15 protein-coding genes are annotated in these 15,575 nt (G+C 72.8%); 5 read left to right on the top strand and 10 right to left on the bottom strand.

The window, feature by feature from the left end:
- Positions 1 to 590 (bottom strand): pyridoxamine 5'-phosphate oxidase (gene pdxH / locus Q0L15_RS24775; RefSeq protein WP_296607523.1); only part of this gene is annotated, 590 nt, incomplete at its 3' end.
- Between the two features lie 118 nt (positions 591 to 708).
- Between pdxH and Q0L15_RS24770 the strand changes: the two genes are divergently transcribed.
- The gene (locus Q0L15_RS24770) at positions 709 to 1,815 is read left to right on the top strand and encodes a citrate synthase 2 (RefSeq protein WP_296607522.1); all 1,107 of its coding nucleotides are present in this window, start codon (positions 709 to 711) and stop codon (positions 1,813 to 1,815) included.
- Between the two features lie 30 nt (positions 1,816 to 1,845).
- Here Q0L15_RS24770 and Q0L15_RS24765 read toward each other — a convergent pair whose 3' ends face one another.
- The 3 genes from Q0L15_RS24765 to Q0L15_RS24755 form a co-directional block, all read right to left on the bottom strand.
- Positions 1,846 to 2,430 (bottom strand): hypothetical protein, encoded by a 585-nt coding sequence (locus Q0L15_RS24765; protein WP_296607521.1) that lies wholly within the window; start codon positions 2,428 to 2,430, stop codon positions 1,846 to 1,848.
- Positions 2,431 to 2,639: 209 nt separating this feature from the next.
- Positions 2,640 to 3,140 (bottom strand): GNAT family N-acetyltransferase, encoded by a 501-nt coding sequence (locus Q0L15_RS24760; RefSeq protein ID WP_296607520.1) that lies wholly within the window; start codon positions 3,138 to 3,140, stop codon positions 2,640 to 2,642.
- Complete coding sequence (locus tag Q0L15_RS24755; RefSeq protein WP_296607519.1) at positions 3,133 to 3,516, bottom strand: zinc-ribbon domain-containing protein; 384 nt, start codon at positions 3,514 to 3,516, stop codon at positions 3,133 to 3,135. The genes Q0L15_RS24760 and Q0L15_RS24755 overlap by 8 nt, the downstream gene beginning before the upstream one ends.
- Positions 3,517 to 3,617: 101 nt before the next feature.
- Between Q0L15_RS24755 and serC the strand changes: the two genes are divergently transcribed.
- The 3 genes from serC to Q0L15_RS24740 all read left to right on the top strand — a co-directional run bounded on the left by serC (position 3,618) and on the right by Q0L15_RS24740 (position 6,546).
- Positions 3,618 to 4,739 carry a phosphoserine transaminase gene (serC, locus tag Q0L15_RS24750; protein WP_296607518.1) on the top strand — a complete coding sequence of 374 codons (1,122 nt, stop codon included), beginning with the start codon at positions 3,618 to 3,620 and terminating at the stop codon, positions 4,737 to 4,739.
- A 74-nt stretch (positions 4,740 to 4,813) separates the two neighbouring features.
- A complete protein-coding gene (locus tag Q0L15_RS24745; protein ID WP_296607517.1) occupies positions 4,814 to 5,383 on the top strand; it encodes a TetR/AcrR family transcriptional regulator in 570 nt (189 codons plus the stop codon).
- A complete protein-coding gene (locus Q0L15_RS24740) occupies positions 5,380 to 6,546 on the top strand; it encodes a GDSL-type esterase/lipase family protein (RefSeq protein WP_296607516.1) in 1,167 nt (388 codons plus the stop codon). Before Q0L15_RS24745 ends, Q0L15_RS24740 begins: the two co-directional genes overlap by 4 nt.
- Positions 6,547 to 6,631: 85 nt before the next feature.
- Here Q0L15_RS24740 and Q0L15_RS24735 read toward each other — a convergent pair whose 3' ends face one another.
- The 6 genes from Q0L15_RS24735 to Q0L15_RS24710 form a co-directional block, all read right to left on the bottom strand.
- Complete coding sequence (locus tag Q0L15_RS24735) at positions 6,632 to 7,144, bottom strand: O-acetyl-ADP-ribose deacetylase (RefSeq protein WP_296607515.1); 513 nt, start codon at positions 7,142 to 7,144, stop codon at positions 6,632 to 6,634.
- Between the two features lie 5 nt (positions 7,145 to 7,149).
- Entirely contained in the window at positions 7,150 to 8,154 is a 1,005-nt protein-coding gene (locus tag Q0L15_RS24730) for a DNA topoisomerase IB (RefSeq protein WP_296607514.1), read from the bottom strand.
- Complete coding sequence (locus Q0L15_RS24725; protein ID WP_296607513.1) at positions 8,138 to 9,133, bottom strand: hypothetical protein; 996 nt, start codon at positions 9,131 to 9,133, stop codon at positions 8,138 to 8,140. Before Q0L15_RS24725 ends, Q0L15_RS24730 begins: the two co-directional genes overlap by 17 nt.
- Complete coding sequence (locus tag Q0L15_RS24720; RefSeq protein WP_296607512.1) at positions 9,133 to 10,341, bottom strand: SAM-dependent methyltransferase; 1,209 nt, start codon at positions 10,339 to 10,341, stop codon at positions 9,133 to 9,135. The genes Q0L15_RS24725 and Q0L15_RS24720 overlap by 1 nt, the downstream gene beginning before the upstream one ends.
- 79 nt (positions 10,342 to 10,420) lie before the next feature.
- Complete coding sequence (locus Q0L15_RS24715) at positions 10,421 to 13,147, bottom strand: FAD-binding and (Fe-S)-binding domain-containing protein (RefSeq protein WP_296607511.1); 2,727 nt, start codon at positions 13,145 to 13,147, stop codon at positions 10,421 to 10,423.
- A gap of 1 nt (position 13,148) precedes the next feature.
- On the bottom strand, positions 13,149 to 14,405 hold the full coding sequence (locus Q0L15_RS24710) for a hydroxyacid-oxoacid transhydrogenase (protein WP_296607510.1): 1,257 nt from the start codon (positions 14,403 to 14,405) through the stop codon (positions 13,149 to 13,151).
- Between the two features lie 58 nt (positions 14,406 to 14,463).
- Between Q0L15_RS24710 and Q0L15_RS24705 the strand changes: the two genes are divergently transcribed.
- Positions 14,464 to 15,575 (top strand): cellulase family glycosylhydrolase (locus tag Q0L15_RS24705; protein WP_296607509.1); only part of this gene is annotated, 1,112 nt, incomplete at its 3' end.

Raw genomic sequence — 15,575 nt, 5'->3', positions numbered from 1 at the left:
TCGTGCATGCGGCCGGGCCGGCCTTGCCAGAACTCCACGCGCTCGGGACGGACGGTGTAGCCACCCCACTCGTCCGGCACCGGGATCGGGGTGTCGCCGGGGAACCGCTCCTGCGCGTGGGTGAAGGCCGTCTCGAGCTCGGCCCGGCCGGAGACCACCTGCGACTGGTGGGAGGCCCAGGCCCCGAGCTGGGAGGCGCGGGGACGCGAGGAGAAGTACGCCTCCACCTCTGCCCGCGGCAGCGGCGTGGCGACTCCGTCGACACGGACCTGCCGCTCCAGCGGGTGCCAGGGGAACAGCAGCGAGCAGCGCGGGTTGGCCGCCAGCTCGGCGCCCTTCGCCGAGGCGGTGTTGGTGAAGAACACGAAGCCGTCCTCGGAGACACCCTTGAGCAGCACGACCCGCGACGCCGGGAACTGGTCGGGGCCGACCGTGCTGAGCACCATCGCGTTCGCGTCGTGGCGGATGGCGTCGTGCGCCTCCCCCATCCATCTGTCGAACATCACCACCGGGTCGGGGGCCAGGTCGGATTCGTCGAGGCCCGCCCGGGCATACTCCTCACGCAGTGCAGCCAGATCGAGGTGTGACATGCCCTCGACCCTAGTCGCGGCCCGGTGCACAATGCCTCGGGCGCCGGACGCGGGAGCCGGAACGGCATCTCGCGCTCGGACCAGCGCACACCCAGCGCAGATTCAGTGAAGGAGTCCCATGACCGAGGTGCACCACGGGCTGGAGGGCGTCGTCGCCTTCGAGACGGAGATCGCGGAGCCGGACAAGGAGGGCTCGGCGCTGCGCTACCGCGGCGTGGACATCGAGGAGCTCGTCGGCCGCGTCCCGTTCGAGAACGTCTGGGGCCTGCTCATCGACGGTGAGTACGACCCGGGCCTCCCGCCCGCGGAGGCCTACAACATCCCGGTCCACACCGGCGACGTCCGCGTCGACGTCCAGGCAGCGATCGCGATGCTCGCGCCGGCGTTCGGCTTCCGCGCGAGCTACGACATCACCGACGAGCAGGCCCGCGCCGACCTGTCGCGCGTCGCGGTCATGGTGCTGTCCTACGCCGCGCAGTCCGCTCGTGGTCTGCACCAGCCCGTCGTCCCCCAGACCGAGGTCGACAAGGGCGCGACGCTGGCCGAGAAGTTCCTGATCCGCTGGAAGGGCGAGGCCGACCCCAAGCAGGCCCACGCCATCGACGCCTACTGGTCCTCGGCGGCCGAGCACGGCATGAACGCCTCGACGTTCACCGCACGCGTGATCACCTCGACCGGTGCCGACGTGGCGGCTGCGTTCTCCGGCGCGATCGGCGCCATGAGCGGCCCCCTGCACGGCGGCGCCCCCTCCCGGGTGCTCGGCATGATCGAGGATGTCGAGAAGCGCGGCGACGCGCGGCCCTACGTCAAGGAGCTGCTCGACCAGGGTGAGCGCCTGATGGGCTTCGGCCACCGCGTCTACCGCGCCGAGGACCCCCGCGCCCGCGTGCTGCGGCGTACGGCGAAGGAGCTCGCCGCTCCGCGCTACGAGGTCGCCGAGGCGTTGGAGCAGGCGGCCCTCGCCGAGCTGCGCGAGCGGCGCCCCGACCGCGTCCTGGAGACCAACGTCGAGTTCTGGGCCGCGATCGTCCTCGACTTCGCCGAGGTGCCGGCCAACATGTTCACCTCGATGTTCACCTGCGCCCGCACGGGCGGCTGGTCGGCGCACATCCTCGAGCAGAAGCGCACCGGGCGGCTGATCCGGCCCTCCGCCATCTACACCGGCCCGTCGTCGCGGCCGGCCACCGAGGTCCCGGGCTGGAAGCCCAGGTGGCGCCACGACTGAAGCCGTGCCGACCCGCTGGTGCGGCGGGCGTCAGAGCCGCCCGTCGTACCAGCTCGTCAGGCCGCGCGCTCCCTGGCGCGTGAGCGACACGTGCACGTGGTCGCGGTGGCGCAGCGTGGGCGAGCATTTGCGTCGGGACTTGCAGCTCGACGACAGGTAGGGCTCGGGCTCGAACCCGTTCCACGCCGGGAACATCTGGTCGTCCCAGATCAGGTACATCACGCCCATCCGGCGCGCCAGCGCGTCCTCGTTGCCACGCCGGTCGGTGGCGAAGAGCCGCTCCATCAGGCGGTCCGCGGTGCGGCGATCGCGCCGGCTCGTGGCGTCCAGGGCCCAGTCGAAGGCCTGACCGGTCTGGTGCTCCGACGTCGGGCCGTTCTTCTTCGAGCAGTCCCGACCGAAGCCGAGCCACCCGCCGCCGTACTGCCGTGCGACCCAGCGGCCGAGGGCCACCGTGCCGGGCTTGGGCTTCGTGTGGCACCGCACCGGCGCCTCGTACGACGCGTAGTCCTCCACGTCCGCGATGGCCGGCGCAGCCGCCACGGCCGCCACCACGGCCAGGGCGAGGAGCGGGGCCACGAGGACGGCGATGAGCCGGTTCAGTCCGAGACGCACGATCAGGAATCGTAGGTCTAGACCACCGGCCGCGCAGGCGTTCCGCAGGATCGCCGACGCCCAGTTCGTCACACCCGGTTCGTCACACCCAGCGCAGCTGGCCCGGGGCCTCGAGTCGACCGGGTGACATCTCGGGAGAGCGACCTCGAGGCGGACCACCGCCCGCTGCCCGATCGCGCCTACTGGGGCACGACCATCGACGAGGAGCGCTACGTGGTGGTGGGACGCCCGGCGGGCAGTGGCCGGCCGAAGCAGCGCGACAGCGGCGCGTCCTTGTAGTAGCCGAACCCGGACACGGGGACGTAACCGCTCGACTCGTAGAGCGCGATCGCCTCGGGCTGGCGAAGACCCGTTTCCAGCACGACCACCTCGGCGCCGACGGCGGCGGCCGTGGCCTCGAGGTGGGCGAGCATCCGGCGGGCGATCCCCCGCCCCCGCGCAGCGGGAGCGACGTACATGCGCTTGACCTCGACGGTGGCGGTGCTGCCGAAGGCCTCCACCCCCGAGCGACGCCAGGCGCCGGTCGCGACCGGGCGAGCGTCGAGGTAGCCGACGAAGAAGCTGCCCTCGGGTGGCTCGAACATGAGCGGGTCGAGCGGGGTCTCGTCGGGCCCGCCGTAGCGGACGACGTACTCCGCCTGGACCTCGGCGATCAGTCGGAGCGCGTCCGGGTGGCCGTAGCCGACCCGGCGGATCTGCAGCTCAGCCAACGGCCGCCCCGCAGGAGTCGCAGAACCGCGCGGACGGTGAGGTCGCTCGGCCGCAGCTGGAGCAGAAGCGGCCGCCGGAGCCGGAGCCGCCAGGGGCGATCCCCTGCTCATAGGTGACCCGGGCGTAGCCGCCCCTGCCCATGAGCGCCCGGGCCCGGGTGAACCCGATGATGCCGAGCCCCACCACCATGGCGAGGCCGCCACCGGCGAAGAGCCCGAGGTCGGCGCCGACCGTGCCCTGGTTCAGGTCGTCGTCGCTGCCGAACCCGGCGAAGCCGAGCACGACGCACACGAGGCCGCCGATCATCAGCAGGGCACCGAGCGCCATCAGGGCGGTCTGGGCGCCGGTGCGGGCAGGCGGCTGCGTGGTGCTCATGATCTGTCTCCCCCGAGTGGGCCGAATGATGTGAGTGACACAATAGGGGCCGCCGACAGCGTCGTCAGCGAGCGCCACCTCGACCACACGGAAGGCCAGTCATGACCGACGCGTTGCAGATCCCCCGCGAGCTCCTCCCCGCCGACGGTCGGTTCGGCGCCGGTCCGTCGAAGATCCAGACCTCGCACCTCGACGCGCTGGCCGCGACCGGCGCCTCCCTGATGGGTACGTCGCACCGCCAGGCGCCGGTGCGCGAGCTGGTCGGCCGGGTGCGCACCGGGTTGGCCGAGCTGTTCTCACTGCCGGAGGGCTACGAGGTCGTGCTCGGCAACGGTGGGGCCACCGCGTTCTGGGACATCGCGACCTACGGGCTCATCCGGGAGAAGAGCCAGCACCTGTCGTTCGGGGAGTTCTCCTCGAAGTTCGCGAAGGCGGCCGCTGCTGCCCCCTGGCTGGCCGACCCGTCCGTGATCGCCTCCGACCCCGGCTCGCGGCCGGTCGCCGTTGCCGAGGACGGCGTCGACGTCTACGCCTGGGCGCACAACGAGACCTCGACCGCCGTGATGGCGCCGGTCGTGCGGCCCGCCGGCGCGGCCGACGACGCCCTCGTGCTGATCGACGCCACCTCGGGGGCCGGCGGGTTGCCGGTGGACGTCAGCGAGTCGGACGTCTACTACTTCGCCCCGCAGAAGTGCTTCGCCTCCGACGGCGGGCTCTGGATCGCGCTGTTCTCCCCCGCCGCCCTCGACCGGGCCGCCGCGGTCGCCGCGTCGGGCCGGCACATCCCGGCGTTCTTCGACCTGCCGACCGCGATCGACAACTCCGCGAAGAACCAGACCTACAACACCCCGGCGGTCGCGACGCTGTTCCTCATGGCCGAGCAGCTGGACTGGATGAACGCCCAGGGCGGGCTCGCCGGCATGGTCGCGCGGACGACGGAGTCCTCGGACACGCTCTACACCTGGGCGGAGAAGTCGCCGCACGCGTTCCCCTACGTCGCCGACCCCGACCACCGCTCGCTGGTGATCGGCACGATCGACTTCGACGACGCGATCGACGCCACGCGGATCGCCGCGGTGCTGCGCGCCAACGGCGTGGTCGACACCGAGCCGTACCGCAAGCTCGGCCGCAACCAGCTGCGGATCGCGATGTACCCCGCCGTCGACCCCGCGGACGTCGAGGCGCTGACCCACTGCATCGACTGGGTGATCGAGCGCCTCTGACCTCCCGATCGGGAGTTACCTACGCCTCGTGGTAACTTTCCTACACATTGTAGGTATCGCGAGGCGGTGACGACGTGGCCCGAGTGGGTCTCAACCAGCAGCGGCTGGTGCTGGCGGGAGCAGAGCTCGCCGACGAGGCGGGCTTCGACGCGGTGACCGTGTCGGAGCTCGCCCGCCGGTTCGGCGTCAAGACCGCCAGCCTCTACTCCCACGTGCGCGGCTCCGAGGACCTGCGCACCCGCATCGCGCTGCTCGCGCTCGAGGAGCTCGCCGACCGCGGGTCCGAGGCGCTCGCGGGTCGCGCGGGCAAGGACGCCCTGGTCGCGCTGGGAGGTGTCTACCGCGACTACGCCACCGAGCACCCGGGCCGCTACGACGCCATGCGCCACCGCCTCGATCCCGAGACCGCGGCGACGAGCGCCGGTCCTCGACACGCCGAGCTCAGTCGCGCCGTGCTGCGCGCCTACGACCTCGACGACGCCGACGAGGTCCACGCCGTCCGACTCCTCGGCAGCGTCTTCCACGGGTTCGTCAGCCTCGAGCTCGCCGGCTCGTTCGATCACAGCCAACCCCCGCCCGAGGAGTCCTGGGTCCGGACCCTCGACGCCCTCGACCTCCTGCTGAGGAGCTGGTCCTCGTCATGATCACCACCCCGATCACCCCCGACCTGGTGCGCGGCGCCCTCGAGCTCGAGCGCACCGCGGCCGGCTTGCTCCCCCACCGGCTGCCGGCGTGGGCGCGGTCCCAGAGCCGCGACGGCCAGCTGCTGATGTCGGAGGCCCAGCCCGCCGGCGTACGCCTGGCGTTGCACACCCGCGCCACGGTCGTCGAGCTCGACACGGTGCCGACCAAGCGCGTGTACGCCGGTGCGCCACCGCGCCCCGACGGGATCTACGACGCGCTGGTGGACGGGCAGCTGAGGGCGCAGGGCAGCGTGGCAGGGGGCCACACCCTCGCGATCGACATGATGAGCGGGCGCTCCGAGCTCACCCCCGGCCGGCCCGGGACGCTTCGGGTGGACGGCCTCGACGACGGTCTCAAGGACGTCGAGATCTGGCTGCCGCACGACGAGACGACCGAGCTCGTGGCGCTGCGCACGGACGCGCCCGTCGAGCCGGTGCCGGACCCGGGCCGACGCGTCTGGCTCCACCACGGCAGCTCGATCAGCCACGGCTCCAACGCCGCGAGCCCGTCGACCACGTGGCCGGCCCTCGCCGCCGCGGCCGGTGGCGTCGACCTGGTCAACCTGGGGTTCGGCGGCGGCATGCTGCTCGACCCGTTCACCGCGCGCACGATGCGCGACGTCCCCGCTGACGTCGTCAGCGTCAAGATCGGCATCAACATCGTCAACAACGACGCGATGCGGATGCGGGCCTTCGGCCCGGCGGTCCACGGCTTCCTCGACACGATCCGCGAGGGTCACCCCACCACGCCACTGCTCGTGGTCGCGCCGATCCTCTGCCCGATCCACGAGGAGACGCCCGGTCCCAGCGCGCCCGACATGTCCGCGCTCGCCGAGGGGCGGCTGTCGTTCACGGCCGCGGGCGACCCGGCCGAGGTCGCCGCCGGCCGCCTGACGCTCACGACGATCCGCGACGCCCTGGCGCGGGTCGTGGCCCAGCGCGCCGAGACCGATCCGCACCTGCACTACCTCGACGGACGCGAGCTCTTCGGCCAGGCCGACCACGACCGGCTGCCGCTGCCCGACGCCCTCCACCCCGACGCAGCCACCCACCGCCTCATCGGCCAGCGCTTCGCCGACCTCGCCTTCGCCCCGACCGGCCCCTTCGACTCGCACCCACGTTGAGTCGGGAGTTCTGCAGGTCGAGTCGGGAGTTCCGGTACGTCGTGCCGGACCCGACCGCCACGACCCCCGACTCAACTGTCAGAAGTCACGACTCGACGTCGAGGGCGGCTCGGACCATCTCGTAGGTCGGGGCGTCGAAGGCCACGATGCGGGCCTCGGTGACGGCGGTGTCGGCGGTGTCGACGGAGCGCAGGACCTCGAGGGCAGCGGCGATCGCGTCGTCCTTGGGCCAGCCGTAGACGCCTGCCGAGATCAGCGGGAACGCGATCGTGGCCGCGCCGAGCTCGTCGGCCACCTCGAGCGCGCGGCGGTAGCACGACAGCAGCAGCGACCGGTCCGTCTGACCCGCGTGCCGGTTGGGACCCACGACGTGGATCACCCACCGCGCGGGCAGGTCACCGGCGGTGGTCCAGCCGGCGTCGCCGGTCGGCAGCCCGTGCGGGAACCGCGCGATGCAGTCCTCGAGCACGGCCGGTCCGCCGGCCCGGTGGATGGCGCCGTCGACGCCTCCGCCGCCGCGCATCGCGCTGTTGGCCGCGTTGACGATCGCGTCCACCCGCTGGTCGGTGATGTCGCCGTGCACGGCGGTGATCTGCATCAGCCTCACGCCTCCTTGAGCAGCTTCAGCGTCGCACGTTCGAGGGCGGCCTGCCTCTCGTCGGGGGTGTCGAACCTACGGCCGGTGGCGCGCGCGATGGTGCGGCCCTCCTCGTAGGCGTCGATCACGCGCGGGTCGACGTACGAGGACTTCGCCAGTGTCGGGGTGTTGCCGAGGAACGAGGAGACCTCCTTCATCGCGCCGGCCACGGCACGCTTGCGCGAGGCCGCCGAGTGCCCGGGCTCCGGCGTCTCGGCCAGGGCTGCGGCGGCCAGCACGGTGGCGTGCCAGGTGCGGAAGTCCTTGGCGGTGGCCTCGACACCGGTCGAGGAGCGCACGTACTCGTTGACGAGCTCGGGCAGCACCGACCGCCAACCCCGCCCGAGCTTGTAGGCGAGCAGCCGGTCGTCCATCCCACGTCGGCGCCGCATGATCTCGATCGCCTCGACCACCACGGCGTCGTCGATCTCGATGCGGTGCTCGACGCCGGACTTGCCGACGAACGCGAACACCAGCCGGTCCTGCCGGCGCCGGACGTGGCGACGCTCGAGGGTCGTCAACCCGAACGAGCCGTTGGTGTCGGCGTAGACGTCGTTGCCGATGCGGAAGTAGCCCAGGTCGAGCAGCCGTACGGCGGCAGCGCAGGCGCGCTCCAGCGGCATGCCCTCGAGACCGAGGTCGCGCACCATGAGCTCGCGCGCCTTGGTGAGCGCCTTGCCGAACTCCAGCATCCGGTCGAACTTCTCGGCGTCGCGCCGGGCGCGCCAGTCGGGGTGGTAGAGGTACTGCCGGCGTCCGGCGTCGTCGGTGCCGACGGCCTGCAGGTGGCCGTTGGCGTACGGCGTGACCCAGACGTCCTTCCATGCCGGTGGGATGACGAGGTCGCGCACGCGCTGGGCGTCCTCCTCGGGCAGGCGGGCACCGTGCTCGTCGAGGTAGACGAACCCCGAGCCGGCCCGGCGCCGGGTCCACCCCGGCTGGTCGGGCGAGGTCCTACGCAGCCGCGCCATGGCGCGTCAGTAGCCGCGCGACCGCTCCGACAAACCCGAGGACGACCACCCCGCCGAGCACCCAGGGCCAGACCGGAGCGCCGTCCCCGTCCCCATCCTCGTCCTCCGCGTCCGGCGAAGCCGCCGGCTCCGAGACGGCGGGCGAGGGCTGCGTCGACGGCGCGGGCGCTGGTGGTCGCAGCGCCTTCACGACCGCGGGTGGCAGGTCCACGTCCAGCACCGCGCTGTGCTGCCCCTCGGTGCTCACGTGCACCGACCCGTCCGGCGCGACCGCGAGGCCCTCTCCCTGCCGCTGGTCGGGCAGCCGGAACGACGCGACCCGCTCGTGGTCGGGGAAGGTGTAGACGGCAGCCGAGCCGTAGTCGCGCACCAGGTAGTGCCGCCCGTCGGGCAGGAACGCACCGTCGGTCGCGATGGCGAGCGAGTCGGCCACCGGACGCAGCCGGTTGGGGCGGTCGGCGGACAGCCGCCGGGGCGCCGCGTAGACGGTGCCGCCGAAGATGTTCTTGGTGACCACGAACAGCTGGCCGGTGCGCGGGTGGGCGAGCAGGGTCTCGGCGTCGTGTCCGTGGTCGGGGTAGACCAGCGTGTACGCCGCCGGGTCGACCGTCCGGTCGCCGCGGCCGTAGGGCACCCGGAGCACCTCCACGGAGTCGCGGTCGGCCCCGTTGTCGCCGATGTCGCCGACCCACACCGCCCGGGGGCCGGCGGGCGCGAGCGCCTCGACGTCCACCGGGTCGTCGGCCCAGGAGGTCGTGCCCACGGTCGCACCCGCCCCGTCGACGACGAAGATCCGGCCGCTGTCACCGGAGTCGTTCACGGTGACGAACAGCCCACCGGCGACGACCAGGCCACTGGACTCGACGATCGCGGGGTCGTCGAACCGGAGGTCGACCCTCGAGCCCGGGTCGGCCGGTCCGGCGAGCGTGCCGATCCCGATCGAGACCGCCGACGCGAGGCCGAGGACCCGGTCGAGCATCAGCGCGCGTCGAGCAGCCGGGCCAGGGCGGGGTCGATGCCCCAGGTGTCGACGAGGTCGTCGTACTCCTTGCGCACCGAACCACCCTTCACCGGCGAGCCGGTGCGGACGGCGCGCAGCATGGTGTTGCGCGGGGTGTGCTGACTCTCGACGAACTGCACGACGTCGACGCGGTAGCCCTGCTGGCGCATCAACGAGGCGCGCAGCGCATCGGTGAGGGTGTCGGCCAGCCGCTCGCGGAGGATGCCGTGGCGGGTGATCATCGCGTACGGCGAGGGCGTCGGCGACCGGCGCAGCTGGGCGGCGATGTCGTGGTGGCAGCAGGGCGCGGCCAGCACCAGCTGGGCGCCCCAGGCCACCGACCGGGCGAGCGCCTCGTCGGTGGCGGTGTCGCACGCGTGCAGGGCGAGGACGACCTCCGGCGCCGGGTCGAGCTCGACCCCGCCGATGGAGCCGACCACGAACTCCGCGTGCACGCCGAGCCGCTCGGCGACCGCCGCATTGTGCTCGCGCGACTGCTCCTTGACGTCCACGCCGATCAGCCGCACCGGCAGCCCGCGCACGCCGCTGAGGAACCGCTCGGCCGCGAAGGTCAGGTAGGCGTTGCCGCAGCCGAGGTCGACGATGCGCAGCGGGTCCTCGTCGGTCGGCCGACGCAGGTGCCCCTTCTCGAGCGCCTCGGTGATCGAGGCGTCCAGCAGCCGCAGGAACTCCTCGACCTGGCGGTACTTCGCCTGGCGGCTCGGCTTGAGCCGGCCGGACTCGTCGGAGATGCCGAGGGCGACGAAGACCGGGTCGTCCTCGGGCAGCAGCCGGGCCTTGTCGCGGTCGTGGGCGCGCTCGATCTCGACCGGCTCGGTGCGCTCGGCGGTGTGCACGACGGCCTCGAGCTTCTTCGTGACCCGCACCTGGTGGCTCTGGGTCGTGGTCTCGACGTGCCAGTTGCCGAAGGGCTCGTCGAGCAGCGCGTCCACGGCGTCGCGGGCGGCCTTTCCGACCGCGTGGTTGGCGGTGTGCGCCTGGGTCTGGTCGTACGTCGTGACCTGCAGGTGCCGGCCGGCCTTGAGGTCGACATAGCGCAGCTCGGCGCGCCGCCAGGTCGGCTGGGTGCCCTTCTGCCGTCCGGACGCCACGGCCTTCACCAGCGCGTCGGGGTCGAGGAGGTGGTCGCGCATCCGGTTGAGAGCCCGGAGCAGCGGCTCCGCCATCAGATCACCGCCGCGATCACGACGATGACGAGCAGCGCCGCCAGGGCGATCGGGATGACGAGTCGGCGGTGCTTCGGGTTCACGCTTCCAGCCTAGAAGCCAGCAGCTCGGCGAGGTGCATCGTCGGGACCTGGGCGAGGTCGTCGAGCTGCACCCGGCACGACATGCCGTCGGCGAGCACCACGGCCTCGGGGTGCGAGCGCACCGCCGGCAGCAGGTGGGTCTCGGCGACGGCGACCGACACCTCGTAGTGGCCCTTCTCCATGCCGAAGTTGCCCGCCAGGCCGCAGCACCCGGCCACCTGGGTGACGGTGGCACCGGCCTTCTGCAGCAACCGCTTGTCCGCGGCCCAGCCGAGGATCGACGCGTGGTGGCAGTGCGGCTGCGCGACGACCTCGACGCCCGCCAGCGACGGCAGCGGCACGTCGAGCCGCTCGAGCAGCTCGGCGAACGTCAGCACGTCGAGGTGCTGCCCGGTCATCTCGGGCAGGTCGCTGCGCAGCGTCGCGAGGCACGACGGCTCGAGCCCCACGACCGGCACGCCGGACTCGACGTACGACCGCAGGGTGCGGGCGGTCTTCGTCATGATCGCCCGGGCCTCGTCGAGCTGGCCGGTGGTCACCCACGTCAGCCCGCAGCAGGCGTCGTCGCGGATCACCCGAGCGGTGACGCCCACCGACTCGAGGAACCGGATCGCCGCCAGGGCGTTGGCCGGGAAGAAGTGGTCGGTGAAGGAGTCGGCCCAGATCCAGACGTCCGGCACCACCTCGGGGACGCCGGTGGTACGCCGCAGCGTGCGCGGCGCGAACGCCGGGATCGACCTGCGCTGGTCGATGCCGGCGGTGGCCTTGGCCAGCCGGGCGACCGGGCCGAGCCGCATCATCGCGTTGGCGACCGGCGCGACGGGCGCGGCGAGCCGGGCCCACTTCGGCAGTCGCCCGAGCAGGTAGTGGCTGCGCGGACGGCGCTTGCCGTCCGGTCCGTCGTAGGTCGCGTGCAGCGCCTCGGCCTTGTAGGTCGCCATGTCGACGCCGGTCGGGCAGTCCGACGCACAGCCCTTGCAGGCCAGGCAGAGGTCGAGGGCCTCGTGGACCGCCGGGTCGGCGAGGCCGTGCACGAGCTCGCCGTCGAGTGCCTCCTGGAGCACCCGCGACCGGCCGCGGGTGGAGTCCTTCTCCTCCCGCGTCGCCAGGTAGGACGGGCACATCACGCCGTTGGTCGTCGGCGCCACGCACTTGCCGACGCCCGTGCACCGGTGGACCGCACCCGCCAGCGGGATCGCCGGACGCGCCCGCGCGGGGCGCAGGTCGGCGTCGAGAGGGGCGGGGTCGACGATGTTGCCCGGGTTGAGCAGGTTGGTCGGGTCGCAGATCTCCTTCACGGCCGCGAAGAGCCGCAGCGACTCCGCGTCGTACATCAGCGGCAGCAGCTCCGAGCGGGCGCGGCCGTCGCCGTGCTCGCCGGACAGCGAGCCACCGTGGTCGCGCAGCTTGAGAGCGGAGGCGGTCAGGAAGTCGCGGAAGCGGCGGGGGCCGTCGACGCCGTCGACCTGGAACGGGAAGTCGATGCGCACGTGGACGCAGCCGTCGCCGAAGTGTCCGTAGGGGACCCCGTCGAGGTCGTGCTCGCGCAGCAGCTCGTCGAAGTCGCGCAGCCAGGCGCCGAGCCGCTCAGGCGGGACGGCGGCGTCCTCCCAGCCGGAGTAGGCGGGTCGCGCGAGGCTGCGCGCGGCGAGACCGGCGCCGTCCTCGCGGATCCGCCAGAGCGCGGCGGCCTCCGCGGGGTCCAGCACGACCCGGTGGCCGAGGGCGCCGGCCTCGGCGACCACCCGGGCGGCGAGCGACTCGGCCTCCGCGCCGGCCAGCTCGACGAAGAGCCAGCCCGCACCCGCCGGCAGCTCGGGCACGGCGTTGCCGCGGGCGCGCACCAGGTCGACGATGCGGGCGTCGAGGCCCTCGCAGGCGATCATCCGGCCGTCGCACGCGGCGAGGAGTGCGGGCACCGCGTCGGCGGCCTCGGCCATCGTCGGGTAGCCGAGGAGCACCAGCCAGCGCTCGGCCTCGTCCTGGACGAGACGGACGGTCGCCTCCTGGACGACCGCGAGCGTGCCCTCCGACCCGACCAGGAACCGGTCGACGCTGCGGCCGTTCTCGGGCAGCAGGTGCTCCAGCGAGTAGCCGCTGACCTGGCGGGTGAAGCGACCGAAGGCGGTCCGCACGTGGGCCAGGTGCGCGTCGACGAGGGCCCCGAGCCGCGCCTCGACGTCGGTGGCACCCGGGCCGTAGGCGACGTCCATCGCCACGACGTTGTCGACCGTGCGGCCGTAGCCGAGCGCGCGCGAGCCGCAGGCGTTGTTGCCGATCATCCCGCCGATCGTGCAGCGGGTGTGCGTGGACGGGTCGGGCCCGAACCGCAGCCCGTACGGCGCCGCCGCGCGCTGGAGATCCGCGTGCACGACCCCGGGCTGCACGACCGCCGTCCTGGCCTCGGGGTCGATCGAGACGACCTGGTTGAGGTGGCGCACGGTGTCGACCACGATGCCGGTGCCGACGGCGTTGCCGGCGATCGACGTGCCGGCACCGCGCATCGTGAGCGGCGCACCGGTCGCGTGCGCGGCGTCGACCAGTGCCAGCAGCTCGTCGCGGTGGCGGGGTCGCACCACGACCTGCGGCACGACGCGGTAGAGCGAGGCGTCGGAGGAGTAGAGCGCCCGGGTCAGCGTGGAGTCGTCGACGTCCGAGACGTCCCGGCGCCGCAGCTCCTCGACGAGGTCGGAGACGGCCGGGTCGGACGAGGTGAGCGACACGTCACCAGTGTTCCATCGAGTCGCGGAAGACCGACGCCAGGTCCTCTGCGGTGGGACTCTTCGGCGCGGTCGCCAGCAGCCGCTGCTGCTGCTGCGCTCCGGCGACCAGGTCGTCGACGTCGCCGTCGGCGTACCCCACGGCCGCCAGGCCGTTGGGGATGCCGATGTCGCGCATCAGGGCCGCCAGGGCCCGCGGCAGCGCATCGGGCCCCTCGGGCACCTCGGGGTCGAGCAGCCGGGCGGCCCGCACGTGTCGCTCGGGCGCCGCGTCGAAGGTGAACCGGAAGGCAGCCGGCGCCGTCAGCGACACGGCCATGCCGTGCGGCACGATCGCCTCGTCGGGGTAGCCCTCGGGCCGGAAGTCACGGACCCGACCGGCGATCGGGTAGGCGTTGGCGTGCGGGATGTGCACGCCGGCGTTGCCGAAGCCGAGTCCGGCGAAGGTCGCCGCCATCGCCATCTGCTCGCGCGCGGCCCGGTCGGAGCCGTCGCGGACGGCGCGGCGGAAGGCGCCCGCGATCAGCGAGAGCGCCTTCTCCGACCACAGGTCGGCGATCGGGTTGGCACCGCAGTAGGGCACCCGTTGCTCGGGGGCCTTGGCGTCGAAGTCGCCGTACCACCGCGCGGTGTAGCTCTCGAGGGCGTGGCAGACGATGTCCATGCCGGCGGCCGCGGTGACGGTCGCGGGCTGGCTGAGGGTCAGGTCGGGGTCGACGACCGCGAGCGTGGGGCGCAGGCGCGGGTGGCTGATCCCGGTCTTGACCTGGAGCGCGAGCACGTCGAGCACGCAGATCGTGGTGCTCTCCGCGCCGGTGCCGGTGGTGGTCGGGATCGCGACGAGCGGCAGCAGCGGCTGCGTGGGGGCGAGCGCCTTGCCGACCGGCGCGTTCACGTAGTCCATGAGCTCGCCGGGGTTGGTGGTCAGGAGGTTGACGGCCTTGGCGGTGTCGATCGACGACCCGCCACCGACCGCGACGATCGCGTCGAAGGGGCCGGCGTCGCGCGCGAAGTCGATCGCCTCGGCCATCGAGGCGTCGGTCGGCTCGACGCGGACCCGGTCGTAGGTCGTCACCTCGATGCCGCGTCTCGCCACCTGCTCGGCGATCCGAGCGGGGTGGCCGGTCGCCGCGACCCCGGGGTCGGTGACCAGCAGCACCCGGCGCGCGCCGTACGACGCGAGATCGTGCCCGACCTCGCCGGAGGCACCGGGACCGAACTTGAGGGCGGGCGCGGCGTAGGTGAAGACGGTCTCACTCATTCGGCCAACATAGCCGCCCCCACGGACCGTACGATGACGCCGGAGAGGGGGGCCTTCCATGCTGCTGCACGTCCGACACCAGGCGCGCTGGATCGTGTTGGCGGTCGTCGTGGCGCTGCTCGCCGGCGCCCTCCTCTACCTGCAGCTGCGCACGCCGACGGCGTCGGGCGTCCCCGTCGAGACCGGAGCGGCACACCCCGTGGTCGACGGCAACCGCATCGTCGATGCGCGCAGCGGCCGGGACTTCGTCCCGCGCGGGGTCAACTGGAGCAGCTTCGAGTACGCCTGCGCGCAGGGCTGGGGCTACTCCGCGCTGGACAACGTCGCGGCCCGCGACCCTGCGACCGCCGAGGCCGAGGCGATCCGGGACTGGGGAGCCAACACCGTCCGACTCCCCCTCAACCAGGACTGCTGGCTCGGCACCCGCGGCGCCCCCGTCAGCGACCAGTACCAGGAGCGCACGGTCGAGGGCTACCGCGCCCAGGTGCACGGCTTCGTGACGGCGCTCAACCGCGCCGGCATCGTCGTCATCCTCGACCTGCACAGCCGCAAGCGCATCGGGCAGCCCGAGTTCGGCAACCTGGCGATGCCCGACTCCGAGTCGATCGCGTTCTGGACCTCCGTCGCGACGGCCTACCACGACAACCCCTCCGTGCTCTTCGACGCGTTCAACGAGCCGTACTCGCGGTACAGCGCCGGCGGCCAGGACTTCCTGTTCGACCTGACCTGGCCGTGCTGGCGCGACGGCGGCTGCCAGGCCCCGGTGGAGGACGACCAGAGCGCGAGCATGGGCCAGGTCACCTTCCCCGTGCAGGGGATGGCGGCGGTGGTCAGCACGATCCGCGACGCCGGGGCCGAGCAGCCGATCCTGCTCGGCGGACTCGACTACGCCAACGACCTCAGCCACTGGCTGGAGTTCGCGCCCGACGACGACCAGCTCATCGCGGCGTTCCACTCCTACGACTTCAAGGACTGCAAGGACGAGGCCTGCTGGGACGACGTGCTCGGGCCGATCGCCGAGACCGTCCCGGTGCTCACCTCCGAGCTCGGTGCCCGCAACCCCGCGAAGGGGTCCGAGAAGGGGTCGGAGCAGGGGTACGTCGACAGCTACCTCACCTGGGCCGACGAGCACAGCCTCGGGGCGCTCTTCTGGGTGTGGGCCGACCACCC

Source organism: Nocardioides sp. (assembly GCF_024509035.1).
Classification (GTDB): Bacteria; Actinomycetota; Actinomycetes; order Propionibacteriales; family Nocardioidaceae; genus Nocardioides.
This window is presented reverse-complemented; position numbering and strand designations above follow the sequence as displayed.